Source organism: Dictyobacter vulcani (assembly GCF_008974265.1).
In the GTDB taxonomy this organism is placed as follows: Bacteria; Chloroflexota; Ktedonobacteria; order Ktedonobacterales; family Ktedonobacteraceae; genus Dictyobacter; species Dictyobacter vulcani.
The window spans coordinates 703238-724603 of sequence record NZ_BKZW01000001.1 but is presented as its reverse complement, the minus strand read 5'-3'; the positions used below and the strand labels follow the sequence as shown (position 1 = coordinate 724603).

Sequence of the window (21366 nt, the reverse complement as noted above, 5' to 3'; positions counted from 1 at the left end):
GCAGGATACAAGATTATGATTAATACCGTCAAAGAGAAAGTAATGCAATTTTTGCAGGATACACTTGAAATTAAAGAACTTGGAGAAAGTGTAAAAATTATTGGGATCTCCAGGGTCAACGACGAATGGATTGCTGAGGCCCAGGTAGTAGAAAGAGAGCGTACGCTGCCCGGTCACCGCGTATTTAAAACTGAGTATTACATCGTCAAGCTGGATAAGGATCTGGAAGCCTATTCTTTTAGACAGGAGAAGGATCGTAATTCAGAAGACAACGATGAGATATAGCAAGGATTGCTTTATCATTTTCTTATAGCTAACTAAAACCGTTAGCGACCCGCTTGTGGCCGTAGCAACCATCACATTATTGATAGGTGGGAGCACGAAAATGAGAAGAGCTCTATGGAACATATAGAACAGACAATGGATAAGGCTCATTCTGCCTCTGAGTCTACCAAAAAACCTCGTAAGCAAGAGCCAGCCGCAAAGCTGATAGCTTTGTTAGAACAATGCCAGAAAGACATTCAGACAACCGAACAGCGGCTTGCGGAAGCGCAATTACAGCTTGAGCTGACACGATCACGTCTTTCCACATTGCAGGGAGAGATAATCCAGAGTTACGCCTCACCACCTCAGACGGATCCAATTCCACTTGCTACCGTTGAACACATTCAAGAGACGCCTGCTACAGAGCCAATTTATCCAACCTATGGGCTCTATGCCTATGGCTTAGTCAAAAAGAGCCCCGGCCAACTGGATATACCTGGTATTGATACAAAGAACAAAGTTTACCCTGTGAAGGGCAGTGGAATCTGTGTGATGGTGAGCGAGATCAATATCAGCCAGTTTCAGGAGCAAGTAAAAAACTTATATGCGGTCCTGGCACAAACGCCCGGAGTAGTTAATAACGAAGATGGGGCAATACTACAGGCTCATGAGCATGTTATTGATACTATCATGCAGCATACGACGATCGTTCCACTAAAGTTCGGTACGATTTTGAAAGATAAGCGGGCTGCGGTGAAGCTGCTCGTCGAGCAAGGAGAAGATTTTAAAGCTCTGCTCGCTAAATTTGAAGGGAAGGTGGAATGTGGACTCAAGGTCTATGTTGATATCCAGGTTGCTATCCAACATATTACCCGACATGATCCAGAATTAGCCAGACAACAAGAACAACAAGAGTCATTATCAAAAGGGACGGCGTATTTATTCGCCAGAAAAAGGGAAGAGCAGCTTAAGGACCGTGCAAATGCTGAATTGTCCCGAATTGGCGAGCACATTTTTACTACGTTTGGAACCGCAGCCTTTGAAATGAAACAGAATGATCTCTTAGCACAAAAAGTGACTGGCAAGAAAAAAGAGATGATTCTCAATGCCGCCTATTTAGTCGGACGAGATAACGTTGTAGCTTTCCAGGAGCAGGCAAAAAAAATCACCGCACAATATTCCCCATTGGAGCTAGAACTTGAATTTTCTGGTCCCTGGCCTCCATACAACTTCATGTAAGAACAGATGGGCACGCCAGTAGTATTCAAAAGCTCTGGGTAAGAACAAATTGAGGATGAGCAGTTTCAGCAATTGTCCAGAGAAAGGATACTGTAAGGGGCAGGTAGACATGGAGATCGGGCGAGGTCAGGTGTTCAGTTGTTTTTAGCTGGTTCAATTCGTAGGCGAGAAAACCAAAGTGACCATCCGTCTGCTGCTGAGCCAGCAGAAAATGAAGTCCCGCACCTCTACTCCTGTTTTCGTACATGTGCAGGTAACGCATACAGCGCAGAATTTGCATACCTGCCTCAAGGTTATATGTACGGAAGTAGTCAAACATGATAACTGGTAGGAGGGAGTTCAGCGTCTGTACGAAGTTTGTTTCCATACCACGGGTAACCTGCCCATAGTGAGTGGCTGCCATTATATTCTTGACAAGCATACTAACGCTAGCATCATCGGCATCAATAAGCTTGCCTGCAGGCATCTCATGTAACGTATATGCTGGCAATGGCGCATGCAGGTGTAAACGCCGCAGCAGAAAACGTACCAGAAAGAGCTCATTTGCCTCCTCCTCATCCTGATCCGCGTGTTCTTGCAATAATTCACTGATTTTAGTGGCAAACAGTTCGATCTGACTGCTATGTACATCGAAAAAGCGCAAAATGCCGAGGGAGAATAATACCAGAGCAGGATCTGAATAAAGGAACTCCATTGCCTCCTCTGTGTCATCAGGGATACACTGGCATACTTTGTGTGTGTATGCACTGGTACAAGCGAATGTTTGATCTTCAATGAGTCCCTGCTCACAGATCCAGAGCCCTACCAGGATTTGGAACGCGTGGCGAGGATTGAGTGTTGAGTCAGGCCCTTCTAGTTTTTGCGCTGCTACCAGCCAATCTCGTGCTCGCGCCCCCGCTGATCTCACCTGCTCAGATACCAGAGAACGAGAATCCATAGTCTATCCTTTCGGTTTTCCATTAGCAGACGTTTTCAACTCCTGGTAAGTCAGGAAACAGGTAAGGGCATTTACAATTGTGGTGTGATAATTTTCCTCAAAACAATAATGTAAGCTTGCTGTATCATCCAGGGTTGCCAGTTGCTCTTGTGAATAGCGAGGACCGGGAATAGAACCATCTGGCAACTGACATTGCGTGATTGTTTCCCAGGCCAGATCAAAAATGACTTCGGGATACCAATGTAAGCAATAACAATCGAGTAATAACTCTCCAACCAGATCCCAGTTTTTACGGCGGACATACAATCCCAATAAGGTCTCGATTATCCACTGAACTTTGGCGAGATGTTCTCCATGGAGTAGGGGAGATGGAGTACGTCCAAAATCGGTGAGGTAAAAAAGCGTGTGGGTGATGGCATATACATCATTATCTGTTAAGTATGCCAGTTCAGGACTCCGGGCTAACAGCGTCTGATGATAAATATCCTCGTAGGCAGGTAATGAATAGGTAAACTTACCACAATCAAGCATATGCCGACGATCCAGCATTCTCATTGGTGTTGTTTCCGTGGCAATGACATATCCCTGATCAATTACCCTTTGAATCAGCGGTTTATTGGTCTCAGGAATAATATTGCATTGGCGCAGAACAATATAAACCATCGTGTAAATCTGGAAGTATTCAGGCCTGCGCATAATGCGTTCCTGGTAGTCTGCCTGCTCCCATATACTTGAGATTAGGTCTAGAAAACGCGCTATCCTTGGATCGATTTCACCATCCACACTACGGCAATAAAGCATACACAAAAGCCCCAGTTCACCTAACGCTTTGGTTAGATAAATATCTGAGGAAGCATGATCAGATTCATATGCGAGGGGATTAAAGAGTTCTTTGCGCTCCTCAAGCCAGTTCAGGGCGTGGTCATAGCAGTGATAAATTTTGTCGAATTGTTCAGCCATAGGTAGACCACTCCTTCTATAACTGGTGGCCTCGACAATAGGTCTATGAATTTTTTCTATTTTACAGACCTATTGTTGTCTAATGAAGGCACTGTATAAGAGAGGTGAAGTCATTCTTTTTTCTGCCAGACAAGAGCCCAGTGACCTGTGTCGCCAATGAGTCCCACTCGGTGGATGGGTCTGCTTGTATATTTTGAACCTGATCGAATAGGGATTTTAAAGGCATGTCCAGGTTTATCAGGTTGGAATTCTTTAAAAAATCTAAGACCTGCAGGAGAGAGTTGGCTTCTTCTTTTTGTTCAACATCTTGTTGCTCATCTGGCTGTTCTGGTTTGGCGGTTTGTCCAGCCTTGCTACCTGCTTTTGTTTCTGTCACAGCATCTTTTTTTTCGCTTTGATCCTGGCTTGTACTTTTTGTTTGTTTATCCTTATCCTGAGCCATAAATCCTCCAAAGATGAAATCTTGTTCCATGCTCACATTTAATGGGGGATATTCCCTACAGTAACAGTACACATAGTGCGCATTATGTAGACGATCGTAGGTGACCGCATGGCCGTATAACATTGGGGGATATGATTTGGACCTCGCAGCAGGTAGGAGTAGCGAAGAAAAATCCTTACCCATTTTTACTGAATGCTTGGTTCCAATCTACATTGATAATAGAAGATAGAAATTGCTTTGTCAAGGCTCCTTATTTGCTTCTGAAATCGCTTTATCACCAATGGCAGGTTGTTTATGAGTGCCAGGTTTTTGCCTATTTTTCTTTTAGAACAAGAAAGACATGGCCAGGATAACTAACGATTCCTGAGTCAGGTGGGAGTTCTGAACGAGATTTTTCGATCTTCTGCTGCATAGATTGTGCGTCTGGATTGATGATACTTGCATTTTTCAATGACCCTAACATGTTTCCTTCTGGATTATCTTCTTGTTCTATCTCAGCATCTTGATCCTTTGTTTGATCTGACCCCGTTTCCTGGTCAGGTTGCGCGACCTCGTCAGTGGTTTTCTCTTTGACTTGTTGAGCAGGACGGTCGACCTCATTGACGGTTTTTTTGTCGTCTTTAGTTTTCTGGTCGGGTTGCGCGACTGTGGCGGAAGGCTTTTGATCGTCTGTAACTTCCTGATCGGGTTGCGTAACGGTGGTAGCAGGTTCTTTATTGTCTGTAACTTCCTGGTCAGGTTGCGTAACGGTGGCGTCAGGCTTTTGGTTGTTGGTAGCTTCTTGATCAGGTGGAGCTATCAATCCGGAAGGCTGCTTATCGGCTTCAATTGTTTGTGCTGCTTCTGCTTGTTGACTTGCAATGGACATAAGTTTGTCCAGTACGCGTTGTACTGTATGGATATTTGTTGTGGCGACATTAAGTATATTTTCTACTGTTTTAATCGTCGTCGTGACAGTACTTAATATGTTGCGTGCTGTACTGATTTCTGATTTTTTATCAATCATCGGCGCGATTTTATCGAGCGCTTTAATGATGACAGTGATTTTGCTTAATGTTCCCTGTAGCGTATCAACTCTTTCTTTGACCTTAAGCAAGACATCCTGTACATTATCAACCCCCCGGTAAACTTATCCAATATGCTTCTTATCGTTGAGTCGTCGCCCTGAGAATTGAGCAAGAGCTCAATTTTATCTATGATTTCTTTGGCCATTCTAACGCGTGGTGCTAACGCATTCAGGATTTCCTGGAGCTTTTTCATGTTTTCTTGCTGACCTATGAGAGGACCAGCCTGTTCAAGTGCATCCCGGGCAATATCAATACCGGTGGAGATCTTGTCCAGCGTATTTTTGGCCGTGCCAATGTTTCCCACTAATTTGTCTACAAGATCTTCCAGATTATTGCCGTCTGCTATTAGTCTTGTAAATAACTCTCTTGACCTGTCAACATAGCTCTGACTGTCTTTTGATGATGTTTTTGCTAGCTCGTGCTTATCAGTAGCAGGCTTCACAATTTCGTTTTTGTTGTGATGCTCCTGGGAGGATTGGTCTCGTGATGCTTCCATTGCATCAGCTCCGGTTTGGAAAGCTGATTGCAAGCCAGCTTGCAGATTATCTTTCATGGTTTCGCTGGCCTCAGTTAAATTTTCCTTGAGTTTTACGATGTTCCCTTGTAGTTGATCTTTTACAACCTCTTGTATGACTTTGAGTCCTATTTGTAGTCCATTAGCGCCACCACCAGTTCCAGTAATATCTTGCACGCCCTTGAGATCGTGTGCTCCTTTGAGGCCATTTGCACCCTTGAGGCCATTTGCGCCTTTGAGATCGCGCGCCCCTTTGATACCTCGTGCCCCTTTGAGTCCCCGTGAGCTTTTAAGATCGCTTGCCCTTTGAGGTCATGTACACCTGTCAAGCGTCTATTACGATGAGCAGCATCCTCTTTATGTTTGGTCTTTTTGACTTCGTCTCTGACTTGTTTGGTTTCCTGTGTCTCTTCTGTGCTCATAGTTCACTCTCTCCTTCTTCCGCCAGGCTAAGTCTTGCTACAAGTTCGTCCTCCCGACTTTGATACTCTTCTTCAGTAATTTGATCAGTTACAAATAGGGTCTGCAACATAAGTAGTTCCTCTTTTATTTTGGATTCGTCCGTTAATTCCTCTTCGGCCATATCTGCGATGGTTCTAAGGATGCTTTTAAAGCCTTTGACGGGGAGCCCGATCAATAGATCATCAAGAATAAACATGGCTTATGTATCCTCCTCCGGCGTTTCTGTAAACAACTGGGTACCCAATGTCCTTAATCTATCTATACCTTGAACTTCTGTCGCCTGCAAAATAATCTCTGTGACGTTATGCTGGGGAAATTTCTCCTTCAAGGTCTGGATATGCTTGTCTTGAAAGAGTCGGCGCTGATGCATAAAATCAGACTCATCCCGGGGAAAAATATTATTGATGATGATATCTCGAGACGGGATATGCATTTTTGACAGACTATGGATGAGGTCCTGTGTTTCCGAAACGGCCATTTTCTCAGCAATCGTGACCACTACAAACTCTGTCTTTTGCGCATTCTGTAGCAGAGTATGTACCTTTTTGACGGTCTTTTTCATCTCCACCAGAAATTTATCAGCACCTTCAACACGCTCAGTGCGTGCAAAGTGTTGGACCATCTTATGATACTTCCAACGCAGCGTACCCAGAAACTTTATCCAATTATCTAGAAGCTCTGGTAACATGAGGAGCCGTAGGGTATGGCCGGTTGGTGCTGTATCTACAATATAGATGTCATAGTTTTTATTTTCCATAAAATCCATGATCAGTTTAAAACTCATCACTTCATCCAGTCCAGGAATCTCAAGGTGAAAGAGTTCTTCCGTCTCTTCATCTGCCAGATAGGTTCCCTGTTGGAGGATCTCCAGGATTTCGCTGCCATATTTCTCTTTAAACTCTTTAAGCACTTTGCTGGCATCTATCTCCATGGCAAAGAGGTTGGGCACCTGTTCAACAGCCGTTGGTTCGCTGCCGATTGTCTGACCAAAACTATCTGTAAGTGATGGCGCAGGATCCGTTGTAAAGAGTAGTACTTTGTGTTCTCTGGCCAGTTCGACCGCAGTCGCGGCGGCCATGGTTGTTTTACCAACCCCTCCTTTGCCGCCGAAAAGAATAAATTGTAAAGATGTCTGTGATAAATGGCGTAATGACAAAGTGGCCTCCTACCATTTCACTACCAGTTCCACAAAACTATATGGAACAATAGATGAGGTATAGATCAATAAGGTTCTTTCTTGATATTCTTGTTGTAACGCATTGACCTTTTTATCAAAATCGCTTTCCTTTGTTTTTTCGATTAAAAAGGATGCGTTGACAAGATTCATATCTCCATAGAGTTGACCTTCTTTATAATCCAGGCTGAGGGGTTTCACTGCATCAAGCAGTGTTTGTGTCTCTTTTGCTCTTTTTTTCTCCAGCGCTTTTTTTACCATTTCGCCAATTTTGACACTGCTGGCATATTGCTTTTGTTTATCTTTTTCACGCAGAGAGGCGGCCTTCAAGGTTTTTATACTTTTATTTTCTTCTACCAGTTCAGCAAAAATCGCATCCATGTCTTTCCAACGCGCTCTTATGCCTAACTCCATTTTTCCCTGGATATCTTTTGCTAAATCAACAAATTCTTGATAACGCGCCTTGAGTAATTTTTCGGTAATCATCTCCTCATTTTTAGCAATGGTGCAAAAGCGTACAGGTAGAACTGTGTAATCTTCTACAACTTTTTCTAATACACTGGTGTGCCCACGTACATTATCACGCGTCACATGGTATTTTTTTATGGGAGATTTTGAAATGATGGCAGCAATATCGCGGTAGGGAAGCATATACACAATATCGCCTCTTCCACCTATACCGATCGGGCCAAAATCTTTGTTGTCATTGGTAGCAACGATGCCATAAAGATAGAGACCTTCTTCACTGCTCATGTTTTGCTCCTCAAGTAAGCTATCAAGGTCATCTCAACTTGCCTGACCTCTTCCAGTATAGGAAAAGCCTCTACGCATATAGATTAGTAATCCTTTTTGCAATCTCTTAAGTGAAAGGATTTTGTCGATTTCACCTTGAAAAAATGCTGTAAATTTATACTATCACTCAAGTTGAAATTATATCAAGCTCAGCTATCTATGAAATGTATCATTAATCTTTTCGCAGTAATCTTATATAGTATGAAGCATGCTAGCTAGTACATTGTCAAACTTCGTGTGATGAGTTGTGCGCCCGCTACGCGGGCGGGAGGGGGAGATGACGGGGGCACAGCCCCCGATCCCCCAGTCAAGGGGCTCGCGGCCCCTTGCATCCCCGCCTCGCGGTCCCTTGCATCCCCGCCTCCGCCTCGCGGCCCCTTGCATCCCCGCCTCGCGGCCCCTTGCATCCCCGCCTCGCGGTCCCTTGCATCCCCGCCTCGCGGCCCCTTGCATCCCCGCCTCGCGGCCCCTTGCATCCCCGCCTCGCGGCCCCTTGCATTCCCGCCTCGCGGCCCCTTGCATTCCCGCCTCGCGGCCCCTTGCATCCCCGCCTCGCGGCCCCTTGCATCCCCGCCTCGCGGCCCCTTGCATCCCCGCCTCGCGGCCCTTGCATCCCCGCCTCGCGGCCCCTTGTATCCCCGCTTCGCGGCCCCTTGCATCCCCACCTCACCATCACATGATGTCTGACAGACTACTAGTGCTTTGGCAGGCTCATGGGATAGATGAACCCGCTATGCGGGCGGGAGATCAGGGCACAACTCTGGAACCCAGTCGGGGGATGGCCATCCTCTGCACCCCTGCCTTTCTCATCACCTTTGACAGAGCACTAGCATGGGGAAGGACAACTATTTGTCTTTTATCTACATGCTCAATGGCAATAGGAGAGCTAGCATTATAATATTGCTAGCTTGTATACTGGCAGTATTATAATTGCAGAATTTTTGTGATTACAGATATACTTCCAGTGCATGTTCTTGCGCGATATGCCTGGATTAGAGATAGCAGGAGGACGTATGACAAATGGCATCTATATCTATGGCGTTATCAAACTCAGTAATTCTCAAGAGCCACAAAACTTTGGTATTGATAATCCGGCTATTCCTCGTGTCTTTACCGTTGGCTTTCAAGATATAGCCGCTGTTGTTTCTCCCAGGCCATTGATGCGCTATGATTCGCTAGAGCAAGAACAAGTCGTCCAGGATCTGGCCATCCATAATTTTGTGATTGAAAAAGCTATGGAACGATTTACGATCGTACCAATCAAATTCGGGTCTATGGTAGAGGCTGAAGCAGAGGTAACCGAGTTTTTAACGAAGGGTTATACACTCCTTCATGAGATCCTGAAGCGGATGGAGGGACATCGAGAACTGGATGTTGTGGCTCGCTGGGAATTATCCAAAGTCCTTCCTATTATCTCTCGCGAGAACAGCCAGATTCGCGAAAAGCAGCAGGAAATCGCCGCAAAAGCGGGCAATGCGAGTATGGAGGATAAAATCATCCTCGGTCAATATATTGAGCGTGCTCTGACAGCCGAAAAGACTAGATATCACCAGGCGATTTTGCAGGCGCTGCAACCAGTGGCAGAAGAGGTTGGTGTGCATGATATTGCTGGTGATGAGATGATTTTTAATGCGGCCTTTTTGCTTGCGACACCAGCGGTGGACGCTTTTTATCACGCACTTGATGCTCTGGATCAGAGCCTGGAGAGTAGTGTGAATTTTCGCGTTGTTGGTCCCCTGCCTCCTTATAGTTTTGCGACCATTGAAGTCAAAAGATTTGATCGTGCCAGTATTGATGAGGCCAGGGAAATTTTACATTTACCTGTAGATATCACTGCTAAGACAGTACGCGACGCCTATCATCAGTTAGCGAAAGAACATCACCCGGATACAAATAGTGAAGAGGATTCCAGGGAGTTTCAACGCATCAATACAGCCTACACGACCCTGCAAGACTTCACTGAGAATGGATTGATCTACCCGCAAGTCTATCAATGGCCCAATGAGCGCGAGTAAAAGAGAGTCACAATTGTACTCAGATTGTGGGAGTGTCAATGGAAAGTCAACAGCGACAGGTCAGCGATCAGATAATCAGAAATCAGCAGACGACCCTTCTTGAGCTTTTAGACCGACTTATTGATAGAGGTGTAGTGGTTAAAGGGGAGGTTGTGCTCTCGGTAGCCGATATTGACCTCGTCTACCTCAATTTAGAATTGCTACTTGGCGCGGTAAGAACGGTTGAGCGTGCTGCGAGAAATGGAGGTCCTCATGATGGAAGACCTCCTGCCAGACGAAGACGCGCTCCACAAGAGAGTTTGGATGAGCCACAATCAGCAATACAAAGCAACTCTGCTCCGACTGACAGGAGTTCTTCAAAAGATTCCTCCCTGAGAAATCCTCATGGCGAGGGTAACGTAAGCGCCAGATCATCAACGTCAGCTAAGGATACTCAATCCTCACATCGTGGTAAATCTGGTATAAATTTTGATCATGACAACGTAGAAAAAGGGCTGGTTGCACTGGTTTTAACGCTCGTTGATTTGATCCGGCAATTAATGGAGAAACAGGCGATCAGACGCATCGAAGATGAGCAACTGACGGAAGTAGAGATAGAGCGATTAGGCAGTGCCTTTTTCCTTTTAGACGAGAAAATTACGGATCTGAAAGAGAACTTTGATCTCACAGATGAAGATCTCAATCTCAATCTGGGTCCTCTGGGCGATCTCCTATGAGTTTGCCGCAGTGATAGTGAGATACCACTTCTGATCCAGGTCAGATTGTCTTCCATATTCCTGCTAACGACCATTGTATGGATAAGAAATGTAGCGCCTTGTGTTGAACACAGTTTCTGTGTCAGACAATCAACGTACTGGAAAGAGAAGAGGCTATTTATGGCAGAACAAATGACCGCTGTACAGCCAGCCAACGTTACTGATCTGGTAGAACGAATCCTTGACAAAGGTATCGTTATTGTTGGGGATATCAAGATAAACTTGATCGATGTTGAGCTGATAACGATTAAAATCAGATTGCTGGTAGCTTCAGTAGACAAAGCAAAATCACTTGGGATTAACTGGTGGGAAGATGATCCCTTTATTACTACTCCTCGAATAGAATCCTGACAAAAGCGTAACCCGCCGCAAGCCGCTGTGGTTTAAACCCAGGCGGATAGGCGGGTTTCTGCTGGGCTTTAGCCCTTGCTTGTTGCATAGAATGCATGGTTGGATTATACTGCATAGGTGCAACGAAGGCACGACAGCACAGGCTGTACGGCCTTAGGAAGTGTTGCCAGGCAAAATCGTTCAAGAAAAGCCTCCCACTGATGCATGCATCAGTTTTCGAAAGAGAAAGGTGTTCACCCTTTCCAGGTCGCCAAACACCCGACGTTGGCTGCACACCCGCCGGGTACGGCATGAAACGGTGAACAGGCATGGCACCGCCCTTCAAGCGAGCAGATGTGTGGATCTGTGCTTGAGTGTATTCCTCACCCACTACGGTCTTCAACGAGTTGCCTCAACGAGGCACTGACTCAGGGGGCCGACTACGTAGGAGTACAAGAAGCCGCCGCCCCTTCAGGGCGTGCGGAGTGTCACAAAAAGGATCGCTCTATAAATATACAGTAACTATAGAGCGATCCTTTTTGTTGGCGAATGCTACCTGGCAAGGATTTAAAGACCTTTCCTTCTCCAGATGAGTATCCAATGCCCTGATGCCATCAGAAGTCCCCACTCACTAGGAATTTTCATTCCACTTTGTTGGAATAGAGACCTTAATGTAGTATCCATGTTGATCAGATTGTCTTTTTTCAATGAAGCCAACGTTTGCTGCTGCGAACTATCTGTCTCTTTAGATGTATCAGCCTGTTCGTCCTGATCCTGGTCAGAACTTTTCTGTTCGTTGTTTTGATCCTGGTCTGTATCTTGTTCAGGTTGTTCACTCTTTTTATCCTGATCCATAGACCCTCCAACGACGCGACGAACGCCAGGTATACGTTTAAGCATGAGCCCTTTCCTTGAATTAAAAGCATCTCTAGTATTCTGTCAGGCTTCATGAGACAGATGAGCCCGCGTAGCGGGCGGGAGAGGGAAGCCATGGTGTACACCCCTGCCTTTCTCATCACCTTTGACAGAGCACTAGACGCAATGACATACACAATACCTTATTTTTAGCTGGTCCGTTATCTGTCATACATGTGCAGGTTCAGTATAGATGGAAGTATGGAGAGTAAACTTATCAGGCAAGTTGGTATAGATCAGGAAAGTATGACAGGTCAACCGTATGAGCCGTTGGATTCTATTACGCTTGATTTGGAATTCTGTCGTATTAGCTGTGGCAAAGAATCATGAATATGAGTAATAAGGTCATCAAGAAGAGATAATGATGTCCTTTTCATAGACACAATCCTTTCTGAGTAGAAAGGCTGAATACATCCCTTTTCAGCGTATTCCAAACTCTTCGTATTCTCTAAGCGCTCATACATCATACCTGACAGCAACGGCTTCGAGAGGCAGTTGGCTGTACTCACATTTTACTGATTGGTTGTTTTCAACCTACATTGAGAATAGAAGATAGAAATGGCTTTGTCAAGTTGTTTTTTTTGGCTATTATTTTGCGTAAATAAGGCTGAACAGGAGGCTGTCGCAAGAGATTGGAGAACAATATCTTTGCCTCCTGCTCTCTCTATTTTTTGTTGGCTATGCCGATGAGGATCTGATTGATATTGCGTAGTTTATGCGTTTGTCGTTCGCCCTGAAAGCGGTTCAGATGTATTTCTCCGCCCGCACAGTGGAAAGATTGGCTCTTGTCATCGAGATACGTGATGGTCATCTCATCGTAAGCTGAGAGCCCTGTAGCGCGTTTCGGCATTTCTCTTATTACGAGTCTCTCTCCATTTTGTCCGAACTTTTCCTGAACAATCGTAGAATAATCATAATGTGAGAAGACCGACTTCTGCACTGTCCATTTAAAAATAAACCAGCCTTAGAAAGGGCTCTTGGTATCCTATAGAGAAGTGGTGAGCGCGTATTGAACTTTTGTTAGCAGCGCTCGAATACGTCTTTGATACGAAAATGCGATACAATATGAAATGGATAAGATGATGATTTGGATTGGCACCTCGGGTTGGATCTACCCTCATTGGATGGAGCGTTTCTATCCTGAAAAACTTCCTGCGCGTGAGCAACTGGCTTATTATGCGCAACATTTTGCAACTGTAGAGATTAATAGAAGCTTTTATCGTCTGTCAACGCGTGAGCAGTTTGAGCATTTATATCAACAGACGCAGGAACAACCTGGTTTTCGCTTTGCGGTTAAGGGCAGCCGTTATCTGACTCATATGAAGAAACTCCATGATCCAGAGGAGCCATTGCAACGACTTGTGACGGCGGCCGAAGGCTTGAATGGAAGGTTGGGTCCATTCCTCTATCAATTGCCTCCACACTGGCATGTTGATATTCCACGGCTGGCAAACTTTGTTGCTTTATTACCACGTAAATATCAAGCAGCTATTGAGTTTCGAGATCCTTCATGGTTGCAGGCAGATCAATTTCCTCAGATCGCTCGGATTCTGGAGGATGCAAACTGCGCCTTAGCTCTGGCCGTAGGAGGAAGCTTTTCTACTCCGTTAGATCTGCCCGCGGTTGGCCCATTCAGCTATATCCGTGTCCATAATGGTGCCTATGGGGTTGGTTTGACCGAAGATGAGTTGTCTTTCTGGGCTCAGCGCTTGATGAAAGATGTGGGAGATGGCCGTGAAGCATACATCTATTTTAATAATGATGCTGATGCTCATGCCATTTATAATGCTTCACGTCTACAGCGAATGGTTGGCTCTCTGGCTGCACAACCGACATAAAAATTGTATAGTAAGAAGAGGAAAGAAATAGCTTTTATCAATGTGCATAAAAAGGTTTGATTATAAATATTGAAAGGCAGGAATATGTATGTCCTCAATAGAACTTGGTTCACCAGCTTTCAAAGCAAATCCGTATCCAGTTTTTGCCAATGTACGCAAAGATGATCCAGTCAAGCAAGTTATATTGCCGGGCAATCGCCTGGGATGGTTGATTACACGTTATGAAGATGCTGAACTGGCTTTACGTGATGCGCGGTTTGTGAAAGATCCCCAGCGAGCACTATCATCAGAGCAGTTACAACAGCAGTTTGGTAATATACCCATGGGACAGGATGCAGATAGCGAGGATGTAGCTCTGAGGCGTCCAGCTTTTTTTGAACGCCACATGTTGGGTGTTGATCCTCCCAATCACACACGGTTACGCTCCCTGGTTAACCTTTCGTTTACACCACGATTTATTGAAAGATGGCGGGAACGTATTCAGGCCATCGCAAATGAACTGTTAGCCAGTGTAGAGGCAAAGGGAACCATGGATCTCGTCAATGATTTTGCTTTTCCATTGCCGATGCTGGTGATTACTAAGATGCTGGGGATACCACGCGAAGATCAGGATAAGTTTCGTGTCTGGTCTAATTTATTCATCGAATCATCGGGCGATCCCGATTCATTTCGTCAGAATGCGGAACAGATAGCCGCATTTCGTGAGTATCTGCGTTATTTGATCGATAAGAAGCGAGAGCAGCCGGCAGAAGATCTCCTCAGTAGTTTGATTGAAGCAGAAACTGCAGGAAATAAGTTGTCACAGGGCGAATTGATCTCAATGGTTTCTCTTCTGTTGATTGCAGGTCATGAGACTACCGTGAACTTGATTAGCAATGGCATGCTGGCTTTGTTGCAGCATCTCGAGCAAAAAGAGCTATTGCAGCAAGATCCAGCCCTGATTAAGAGCGCGATTGAAGAGTTTTTGCGCTTTCATGGTCCCTTGATGACGGCAACCCAACGCTGGATGGGGGAGGATGTTGAGCTCAATGGCAAACTGCTCAAACGCGGGGATTATGTGGTTGTCATTCTTGCTTCAGCCAATCACGATGAAGAAACATTCAAAAATCCAGAGACATTGGATATTACGCGTCAGGATAATCGGCATCTAGCTTTTGGGAAAGGCATTCACTATTGTCTGGGTGCGCCATTAGCACGCTTAGAGGGACAGATAGCCATCTCGACCCTCTTGCAACGTTTCCCACATATCCGATTGGCAGTTGCACCTGAAGAACTCACATGGCGACCAGGTGCACTGATCATGGGTTTGCGTTCCTTACCAGTCAATTTTTAAGAAAATGATGTAGGGGGTTAAATCCCTCTACAATGTCACATCTTAAGATTAAGATAAAGATAGAGGATTTTCCCCTACTTATACTAGTCCTAACCCATATAGCCTAGTGTATTCTTCTAGTTTCCGATACTTTTCTGTTTGTGCCATAGTTGTAAAAGAAGAAGGTTTAATTTATGTCATGAGAAAGAGATCAATATCTATGTCAACCGGAATGCGCACCGGGAAATTTAGATGCGGAAGAGCAAAAAATCTGCAGATGCACACTGCTGATGTTGCTGAAATAAAGCGACAGCCTGCGAAGTTGCCTGGCTATAGTCAGGCGGCAGTCGCTCAGCGATTGGGTGACGCTCCTGAAGCGCCGACCCCAGGCGTGATGTATGAAGGCTCTCATAAGCGTTTGCATGCCTCAGGCTGGCATACCAAACGTTATCTCAAGCGCAAGACGTTGCGCGGCACCAATTTACAGGTTGAAAAAAGACTGCGCAAGAATACGCGTACCATGGTTTCCGTTATTCTTGCTGCTTGTTCGGTCCTGCTTGTTGTACTAGTTGTACTGGTATCGTTTCAAGGTTTTACAAATGCGGTTAATCAACAGTATCAAGGAAGAATTTCTACTCTGCAGGATATCCTACCCAAGGATAATCTCAAAATCTATGATACGCAGGGCACGTTAATCTTTCAAACTGCTGACCAGGGAAGGCAGACCACTTTGCCTTTGAAAAAGATTTCCCCTAATCTGGTCAATGCAGAAATCGCTATTGAAGACCAAAATTTTTGGAAAAATGATGGGTATGATCTGACAGGTATCATTCGTGCTGCCATTTCAGATATTACTGCCCATGGTGTAGTGGCTGGTGGTAGTACGATTACCCAACAGCTGGTCAAAAATACCATTGTAGGTAATAAAGATACTGCTTTACGTAAATTGCAAGAATTAATCCTGGCCCCTCAAATCACGCGCTATTATAGCAAACAGCAAATCATGGAAATGTATCTTAATACTATCTATTATGGAAATATGGTTTATGGTGCTGAAGAAGCGGCTACAAAGTACTTTGATTTACACGATAATGGCAAGCAAACTGCTGCCCAGCAGCTAGATATTGCTCAGGCTGCCACGCTGGCTGGTATTCCGAGTAATCCGGCCCTACGTAATCCAATCGCTTATCCAAAGAATAGTTATAAACGCACATTGCAAGTGCTTGATCAGATGTATGTGCAAGGCTACATCTCTGCTAAAGAGAAAGCCGCAGCTATTCAGGAGATTCAAAAACCCAATTTTATTAAACCTACCAATCCTCCTGCCGAACAAGCGGCTACATATGTCAATTATGTGATGAGCGAACTCCAGACGAGCCTGCAAGCCAAGCCATCGGACCTGTCTCGTTCAGGATTGGTCGTTAAGACTGCGCTGAACCTCAAATTACAAAATTATGCTCAGAACAGCGCAAAACTCCATGTACAGCAGATGGTCGCGCACCATATTACTAATGCATCTGTGGTTGTCATGGATCAGCATACAGGTGAGGTGAGCGCGATCGTTGGCAATATTGATCCAAATGATCCAAAGTATGGATCCTTCAATGTTGCGACACAAGGCTATCGCCAACCAGGTTCATCCTTCAAACCATATGTCTATGCAACCGCATTCCAGGCAGGCCTGGCCAGCCCTGGTTCGCGGGTATTGGATGCACCACTGACAGTTCCTATGTGTTGTGGTCTACCCTCCTATCAGCCGCACAACTATAGTATGACGTATGGTGGTTGGATGACCTATCGCCATGCGCTGGATAATTCCTTAAATATTCCTGCGATTAAAATTGAGCAGGCGGCTGGTATTGAACCCTCACTGGCAGTCGCGCAGAAAATGATGAATATCTCTGATGGAGCCGGTTCAAAAGCGACAAATGTCTACTATGGCTCACCCAGTATTTCCATGGTGCTTGGTTCACTTAGTATCAGATTGATTGATAACACTCAGGGCTATGCTACTTTTGCGAATGGTGGCGTCCGTGTCCCTTATCATGCGATTGATACTGTGACCGATCAGCAAGGAAAAGTCATTTACAAACCAAATACCAAAGGGACGCGTGTATTGAGTGAGGCCGCTGCCTTTATGGTAACTAACACCTTATCAGACAATCCCGCGCGTAACCTGGAGTTTGGTCCTTGTAGTTCCCTTTACCTGTATACCAGTAGCACATCTAATTGTTACGCTGGTAATCCAGGCAAGGTTATTCCTGCTGCAGCTAAAACTGGTACATCGAATTCATTTGTGGATAACTGGACCATGGGTTATACCGCCCGTTATACTGTTGGTGTCTGGGCTGGTAATAATGATAACTCACAAATGATTGATGTAACTGGTGTTGATGGCGCTGGCCCTATCTGGCATGATGTGCAACTTTATCTCAACAAAGACAAGCCAGCACTCAGTTTTCCCGGCCCTCCTTCCACTGTTGTGAAAGAGAATGGTGACTGGGTTTTGAAGAGATAAGTATTCAGTTTTCTCGAAAAGAAAGATCCGCCAAAGAAAATGTACTTTGGCGGATCTTTCTTTTCAGGATTAATTGTGCATGCTAGTGGAAATAGGCAGGGAGCTACTATATGGCGCGCAACGTTGTGCGCTTCTGAGGCTTTTGATGGATATGTGTAAAATTTTTAATGCAGCGTTTGCATAAGATTATCGATGTGTGAGAGGAGATCATCGATTTCAAATGGTTTATCCAGTGCGATCAACTGGCGCTTTTGAATATCCTCACGAGGAACTGCGGCACTAATAATAATGGTTGGAATATGTTGAAACTCTCTCCGGGTCTGCAGGAAATCATAGAGCTGGAGCCCGTTCATATGGGGCAGATGATAATCAATAATCAGAAGATCTGGCAACAGTTCTTCAAATATCTGCAAAGCTTGCTCTGGATCGGTTACCAGAAAGGCAAGATTTTGTGTTTCCTCAACAATGATCTGTACCAGGCTTGATCCAACACTTGCATCATCTTCAATTACCAGTATGGTTTTGTGTTGCTCATCATGTGAATGTGATTGCATGGCAGGCGTATCCTTTCAATGTAAATTTGCAGGCGAACGCCTGTTTATTTGTACTACGAGAGAAGATAGTCCAACGCTTCACACGCACAAATAAAATAGTTGCTGCCAGCGGTTTTAGCTGGCAGCAACTATTTTATTTGTGGATGGATCAGTAGCCACGTTTTTTATCAACGCTATTGTAGAGCTCTTCTCCCTTGACATAGCGACGTAAATTTTCGGCAAAGATCTGCGTTGCTCGCTCATCATAATGGGGAGTCAGGCCAGATATATGTGGCGTCATAAAAACATTAGAGAGAGTGAAGAGAGGGCTGCTGGCAGGAAGTGGTTCTGCATTAAACACGTCCAGTACTGCCCCTGCAATCTGCTGTTCCTGTAATGCTTGAAGGAGTGCCTGCTCATCACAGACATCTCCACGAGCTATGTTGACCAGCAATGCGGTCTTTTTCATTGCCGCGAATGCCTGCTTGTCAAACATCCCTCTGGTAGTCGGAGTTAACGGCACGGCGACCACTACCACATCGCTTTCTCCAAGTGCTTGATGGAATTGATCGATCTTATAATAGTGATCGGGTAGCGTTCCTTCTGGATCTCCAACGTCTGGAAAGCGAAAGCCATGATCTCCATGATCTTCCCTTTGCTCTAAAGCCAGGATACGCATACCAAAGGCTTTTGCCAGGCGGGCAACTTCACGGCCTATACTGCCATAGCCTACGATGTTTAGCGTTTTCCCACGTAGTTCCTCTGGCATAAACTGTTCGCGTCCTGCATCCTCTGGCCACTCAGCTTTTTGTTTCCACTCTAAAAAGCGGGGAAAGCGATGGAACCAGGCCAGCATCGTTGTCAATACATACTCTCCAATATTGACAGCATGAACGCCACTGGCAGTCGTAAAGATAATGTCAGATTTGGCGAGCGGACCTTCAAACGCCTGATTCGCACCAGCTGAATATAACTGTACCCAACGCAGTCCGGGTGCTTGCTCCGGTTGCGGGAACGAGCCCAGGGTAAACAAAACTTCAGCCTCTTGCCACACATCTGCAGGAATATCTTCAACAGAAGCATCTGGTCTGAACTCAATGTGCAGGTCAGGCGAGATTTCTTGTAAGCGTTTCTTCCACTCTTCATCCACATGCGCGGTTATCAGGACCGTGCGTTTGGAGGTAGATGTATTATTCACTACACAATTCTCCTTCTAACAATGTCTTCAATGGTATCACGCATCAGAACGGCCTGATAGATTAAGCGTGTGGTAGCGTCGCGCCTCTTATGACCCGGTCCATTTTTTATTCTTACCTGGAAATCTGCCTTGAATCTATATATTCTCCTTTTTCATTTTTTATAGGTAGAAATTATTTTCCCTTTTCTAAATGTGACACTCCTGTCCCCTCAAGGGTGACAGGCTTCTCAGCATCGTCCGAGCGGTAGCCTGCCCCCGAAGGGACCACGTCTACAACGTGTGGGTGAGGCTCGGACTCACTGAGACAACAGATCTCGTTATGAGACCAGGGGCATGTCTGCCCTTCTACTACTTCTCCTGCTTTTGGCAGGACGTAGATACGTAAACGAACGAGGAAAGTTTACTTGTTCACCAAAGGTGATTGTATGCATATTGATCGAACCAACAAGGTCGCGGTGTCCAGAGAACCCGCATGCTTTGCAGATCCATTGCCTGTTTCTCGGCTTATGTTTATGCCCACATTCCGGACACTGGCTGCTTGTTCCTCGTTCGGAGCCAGTGAAGCACTCAATGTGAGCCTGGTTGGCTTTGTGGGTCAGGTAATCGATATCTTTACCGTATTCCCATAAGCTCATACGCTGGTTGTGGTGGCGCCCATTGTTCTTCTTGCGCACCCCATCAGGGTTGCCAATGAAGAGGGTTCCGACCTTCTGCACCACACAAAAGGTGATGGCTTTACGGGTGGCTTGATGCCGCTGATCACGAATACGGCGCTTGGCTCGTTGCGATTGCTTGTTTTTGGCCCGTTGCAACTTCTTCCAACGACGAGAGTGTTTGGTGCATCGAGCTTGTTTCTTGCTGATCGTGCGCAAGGCTTTGGTGCGTCCTCGTTTGAGTGAGCGTATCCCACGTCCGGTGACGATAATCGCCTCACTGGTGTTGGTGGTGACCGTCGCAAGGTGGATCTCGCCTAGGTCGATTGTGGCATGGATCTTCCCTGGAGCTTCTTCGCTTTGTGGAACCTCGACACTGACATGAAGTTCGTAGCCATTGTTCCACACCAGCGTCACTGATCGACTGTGTTCAGGCAATTCGACTGGCAGCACCAGCGAATCGCGTCCACGTCCCATTGGTAACACGACGCGCTTGCCTTCTTTGGTCACGGCTTGCGCAGGCCAGGAGACGGGGTAAAATCGCTTTTCTTTGTAGGGATAGCGCATCCGCATTGCGGGATGCGACTGGCGAAGTTGCCGGGTGGTCTCCACATTGGCAAGAAAAGCATGCGTGACCATCTGAACCGACTGGCTATGCAGGGCAAAGCGTCCTTTGGTGGCTTTCTGCAAGACATCGCGTCTGGGCCACTTCGTATGCTGCATGCGTGCGTGCAGGTGGAGGGCAACACACGCATTCCAGACTAACGCTGCTTCTTGTTGTGCACAACGCAATCGCTGGTAGTGCTTGGCCAGTAGATGATTCAGGTGGTAGATTTTAACGGTATGCATGTGTTAGAGTATATCACAGATGGTAAATAGTGTACAAGTGGGCAAAACGATATATGCGCACTACTCAATCGCGTATCACCTCGTATGGATTGCCACGTATCGGCGGCGTATTCTCACAGGAGAAGTACAAGTGGAGACGAAACGGTTGATTGCTCAGTGCTGCGAAAAGCAAGGGTTGACCCTGCTGGCAATGGAAACGGACATCGACCATGTTCATGTCTTTGTGAGTGCGCCACCCCGATGGAGTCCGGCGCTGATTGCCAATCTGCTCAAAGGGTACTTGTCACGTTTCTTGCGTGAGCGGTTCCCGCATCTCAAAAAAGTGTGTGGAAAGGACCACTTGTGGACGAGTAGTTACTACGTGGGAACAGCGGGGCGCGTTTCAGCTGAGACGATCACCCGTTACATCACAGAGTGTCAAGGCAAGTAAAGAAAGGGTATGCTGGTCGCTTTCATCCCTCCCCTTGAAACGGGGAGGGACTTCCCGCTCCCATGTTAAAAACAAAGAGGATAGTATAATGAAGAACGGTCCTGAGTAAGCCAGCTCTGGCAAATGATGAATATGCCAGACAATTGCAGGCGTTGCGTGCAGTAATTGC

At 45.8% G+C, this 21366-nt stretch carries 22 protein-coding genes; 9 read left to right on the top strand and 13 right to left on the bottom strand.

Annotated elements, in window-relative coordinates; all coding sequences use genetic code 11:
- Positions 1 to 15 precede the first annotated feature (15 nt).
- Complete coding sequence (locus KDW_RS03035) at positions 16 to 285, top strand: hypothetical protein (protein WP_151754598.1); 270 nt, start codon at positions 16 to 18, stop codon at positions 283 to 285.
- 114 nt (positions 286 to 399) lie between these two features.
- A complete protein-coding gene (locus KDW_RS03030; protein ID WP_151754597.1) occupies positions 400 to 1503 on the top strand; it encodes a GvpL/GvpF family gas vesicle protein in 1104 nt (367 codons plus the stop codon).
- Between the two features lie 25 nt (positions 1504 to 1528).
- Here the strand turns inward: KDW_RS03030 and KDW_RS03025 are convergent, their stop codons facing one another.
- The 9 genes from KDW_RS03025 to KDW_RS02985 form a co-directional block, all read right to left on the bottom strand.
- Positions 1529 to 2440 carry a hypothetical protein gene (locus tag KDW_RS03025; protein ID WP_151754596.1) on the bottom strand — a complete coding sequence of 304 codons (912 nt, stop codon included), beginning with the start codon at positions 2438 to 2440 and terminating at the stop codon, positions 1529 to 1531.
- 3 nt (positions 2441 to 2443) lie between these two features.
- Positions 2444 to 3400 carry a DUF6895 family protein gene (locus KDW_RS03020; protein WP_151754595.1) on the bottom strand — a complete coding sequence of 319 codons (957 nt, stop codon included), beginning with the start codon at positions 3398 to 3400 and terminating at the stop codon, positions 2444 to 2446.
- 79 nt (positions 3401 to 3479) lie between these two features.
- On the bottom strand, positions 3480 to 3872 hold the full coding sequence (locus KDW_RS03015) for a hypothetical protein (RefSeq protein WP_151754594.1): 393 nt from the start codon (positions 3870 to 3872) through the stop codon (positions 3480 to 3482).
- 283 nt (positions 3873 to 4155) lie between these two features.
- Positions 4156 to 4938 (bottom strand): hypothetical protein, encoded by a 783-nt coding sequence (locus tag KDW_RS03010; RefSeq protein ID WP_151754593.1) that lies wholly within the window; start codon positions 4936 to 4938, stop codon positions 4156 to 4158.
- A complete protein-coding gene (locus KDW_RS03005) occupies positions 4893 to 5600 on the bottom strand; it encodes a hypothetical protein (RefSeq protein ID WP_151754592.1) in 708 nt (235 codons plus the stop codon). The genes KDW_RS03010 and KDW_RS03005 overlap by 46 nt, the downstream gene beginning before the upstream one ends.
- Entirely contained in the window at positions 5552 to 5845 is a 294-nt protein-coding gene (locus tag KDW_RS03000; RefSeq protein ID WP_151754591.1) for a hypothetical protein, read from the bottom strand. The genes KDW_RS03005 and KDW_RS03000 overlap by 49 nt, the downstream gene beginning before the upstream one ends.
- Positions 5842 to 6081: a gas vesicle protein GvpG gene (locus tag KDW_RS02995; protein WP_151754590.1), complete on the bottom strand. Its 240-nt coding sequence runs from the start codon at positions 6079 to 6081 to the stop codon at positions 5842 to 5844. Before KDW_RS02995 ends, KDW_RS03000 begins: the two co-directional genes overlap by 4 nt.
- Before the next feature lie 3 nt (positions 6082 to 6084).
- On the bottom strand, positions 6085 to 7041 hold the full coding sequence (locus tag KDW_RS02990; RefSeq protein ID WP_151754589.1) for an ArsA family ATPase: 957 nt from the start codon (positions 7039 to 7041) through the stop codon (positions 6085 to 6087).
- A gap of 9 nt (positions 7042 to 7050) precedes the next feature.
- A complete protein-coding gene (locus tag KDW_RS02985) occupies positions 7051 to 7812 on the bottom strand; it encodes a GvpL/GvpF family gas vesicle protein (protein WP_151754588.1) in 762 nt (253 codons plus the stop codon).
- 1052 nt (positions 7813 to 8864) lie between these two features.
- Between KDW_RS02985 and KDW_RS02980 the strand changes: the two genes are divergently transcribed.
- The 3 genes from KDW_RS02980 (at position 8865) to KDW_RS02970 (ending at position 10972) form a co-directional block, all read left to right on the top strand.
- Positions 8865 to 9866 (top strand): GvpL/GvpF family gas vesicle protein, encoded by a 1002-nt coding sequence (locus KDW_RS02980; RefSeq protein WP_162004903.1) that lies wholly within the window; start codon positions 8865 to 8867, stop codon positions 9864 to 9866.
- A gap of 38 nt (positions 9867 to 9904) precedes the next feature.
- Positions 9905 to 10582 (top strand): gas vesicle protein GvpJ, encoded by a 678-nt coding sequence (gvpJ, locus tag KDW_RS32610; RefSeq protein ID WP_151754586.1) that lies wholly within the window; start codon positions 9905 to 9907, stop codon positions 10580 to 10582.
- Between the two features lie 159 nt (positions 10583 to 10741).
- The gene (locus KDW_RS02970) at positions 10742 to 10972 is read left to right on the top strand and encodes a gas vesicle protein (RefSeq protein ID WP_151754585.1); all 231 of its coding nucleotides are present in this window, start codon (positions 10742 to 10744) and stop codon (positions 10970 to 10972) included.
- A 546-nt stretch (positions 10973 to 11518) separates the two neighbouring features.
- Here KDW_RS02970 and KDW_RS02960 read toward each other — a convergent pair.
- Positions 11519 to 11851, bottom strand: coding sequence for a hypothetical protein (locus tag KDW_RS02960; RefSeq protein WP_151754584.1), 333 nt, complete (start codon positions 11849 to 11851; stop codon positions 11519 to 11521).
- Positions 11852 to 12945: 1094 nt separating this feature from the next.
- On the opposite strand from KDW_RS02960, the gene KDW_RS02950 reads away from it, so the two are divergent.
- The 3 genes from KDW_RS02950 (at position 12946) to KDW_RS02940 (ending at position 17534) form a co-directional block, all read left to right on the top strand.
- Positions 12946 to 13704, top strand: coding sequence for a DUF72 domain-containing protein (locus tag KDW_RS02950; protein WP_198925180.1), 759 nt, complete (start codon positions 12946 to 12948; stop codon positions 13702 to 13704).
- Between the two features lie 88 nt (positions 13705 to 13792).
- Positions 13793 to 15037: a cytochrome P450 family protein gene (locus KDW_RS02945; protein WP_151754581.1), complete on the top strand. Its 1245-nt coding sequence runs from the start codon at positions 13793 to 13795 to the stop codon at positions 15035 to 15037.
- A 256-nt stretch (positions 15038 to 15293) separates the two neighbouring features.
- Positions 15294 to 17534: a transglycosylase domain-containing protein gene (locus tag KDW_RS02940; RefSeq protein WP_162004902.1), complete on the top strand. Its 2241-nt coding sequence runs from the start codon at positions 15294 to 15296 to the stop codon at positions 17532 to 17534.
- Positions 17535 to 17698: 164 nt separating this feature from the next.
- Here KDW_RS02940 and KDW_RS02935 read toward each other — a convergent pair whose 3' ends face one another.
- From KDW_RS02935 to KDW_RS02925, 3 genes are all read right to left on the bottom strand, one after another.
- Positions 17699 to 18088 carry a response regulator gene (locus KDW_RS02935; RefSeq protein WP_151754579.1) on the bottom strand — a complete coding sequence of 130 codons (390 nt, stop codon included), beginning with the start codon at positions 18086 to 18088 and terminating at the stop codon, positions 17699 to 17701.
- A gap of 148 nt (positions 18089 to 18236) precedes the next feature.
- Entirely contained in the window at positions 18237 to 19265 is a 1029-nt protein-coding gene (locus KDW_RS02930; RefSeq protein ID WP_151754578.1) for a D-2-hydroxyacid dehydrogenase, read from the bottom strand.
- Positions 19266 to 19582: 317 nt separating this feature from the next.
- Positions 19583 to 20767: an RNA-guided endonuclease InsQ/TnpB family protein gene (locus KDW_RS02925; protein WP_151754577.1), complete on the bottom strand. Its 1185-nt coding sequence runs from the start codon at positions 20765 to 20767 to the stop codon at positions 19583 to 19585.
- Positions 20768 to 20786: 19 nt separating this feature from the next.
- On the opposite strand from KDW_RS02925, the gene tnpA reads away from it, so the two are divergent.
- Positions 20787 to 21197, top strand: a complete 411-nt coding sequence (gene tnpA, locus KDW_RS02920; protein WP_151754576.1) for an IS200/IS605 family transposase — start codon at positions 20787 to 20789, stop codon at positions 21195 to 21197.
- The last annotated feature ends 169 nt before the right edge of the window (positions 21198 to 21366 follow it).

Coding starts and splice junctions, on each gene's coding strand:
- KDW_RS02925 (WP_151754577.1), bottom strand. CDS start 20,767: ATGCATACCGTTAAAATCTACCACCTGAATCATCTACTGGCCAAGCAC.
- KDW_RS02945 (WP_151754581.1), top strand. CDS start 13,793: ATGTCCTCAATAGAACTTGGTTCACCAGCTTTCAAAGCAAATCCGTAT.
- KDW_RS02995 (WP_151754590.1), bottom strand. CDS start 6,081: ATGTTTATTCTTGATGATCTATTGATCGGGCTCCCCGTCAAAGGCTTT.
- KDW_RS02980 (WP_162004903.1), top strand. CDS start 8,865: ATGACAAATGGCATCTATATCTATGGCGTTATCAAACTCAGTAATTCT.
- KDW_RS02960 (WP_151754584.1), bottom strand. CDS start 11,851: ATGCTTAAACGTATACCTGGCGTTCGTCGCGTCGTTGGAGGGTCTATG.
- KDW_RS02935 (WP_151754579.1), bottom strand. CDS start 18,088: ATGCAATCACATTCACATGATGAGCAACACAAAACCATACTGGTAATT.
- tnpA (WP_151754576.1), top strand. CDS start 20,787: ATGGTAAATAGTGTACAAGTGGGCAAAACGATATATGCGCACTACTCA.
- KDW_RS02985 (WP_151754588.1), bottom strand. CDS start 7,812: ATGAGCAGTGAAGAAGGTCTCTATCTTTATGGCATCGTTGCTACCAAT.
- KDW_RS03015 (WP_151754594.1), bottom strand. CDS start 3,872: ATGGAACAAGATTTCATCTTTGGAGGATTTATGGCTCAGGATAAGGAT.
- KDW_RS02970 (WP_151754585.1), top strand. CDS start 10,742: ATGGCAGAACAAATGACCGCTGTACAGCCAGCCAACGTTACTGATCTG.
- KDW_RS02940 (WP_162004902.1), top strand. CDS start 15,294: ATGCACACTGCTGATGTTGCTGAAATAAAGCGACAGCCTGCGAAGTTG.
- KDW_RS03025 (WP_151754596.1), bottom strand. CDS start 2,440: ATGGATTCTCGTTCTCTGGTATCTGAGCAGGTGAGATCAGCGGGGGCG.
- KDW_RS03035 (WP_151754598.1), top strand. CDS start 16: ATGATTAATACCGTCAAAGAGAAAGTAATGCAATTTTTGCAGGATACA.
- KDW_RS03000 (WP_151754591.1), bottom strand. CDS start 5,845: ATGAGCACAGAAGAGACACAGGAAACCAAACAAGTCAGAGACGAAGTC.
- KDW_RS03030 (WP_151754597.1), top strand. CDS start 400: ATGGAACATATAGAACAGACAATGGATAAGGCTCATTCTGCCTCTGAG.
- KDW_RS03020 (WP_151754595.1), bottom strand. CDS start 3,400: ATGGCTGAACAATTCGACAAAATTTATCACTGCTATGACCACGCCCTG.
- KDW_RS02950 (WP_198925180.1), top strand. CDS start 12,946: ATGATGATTTGGATTGGCACCTCGGGTTGGATCTACCCTCATTGGATG.
- gvpJ (WP_151754586.1), top strand. CDS start 9,905: ATGGAAAGTCAACAGCGACAGGTCAGCGATCAGATAATCAGAAATCAG.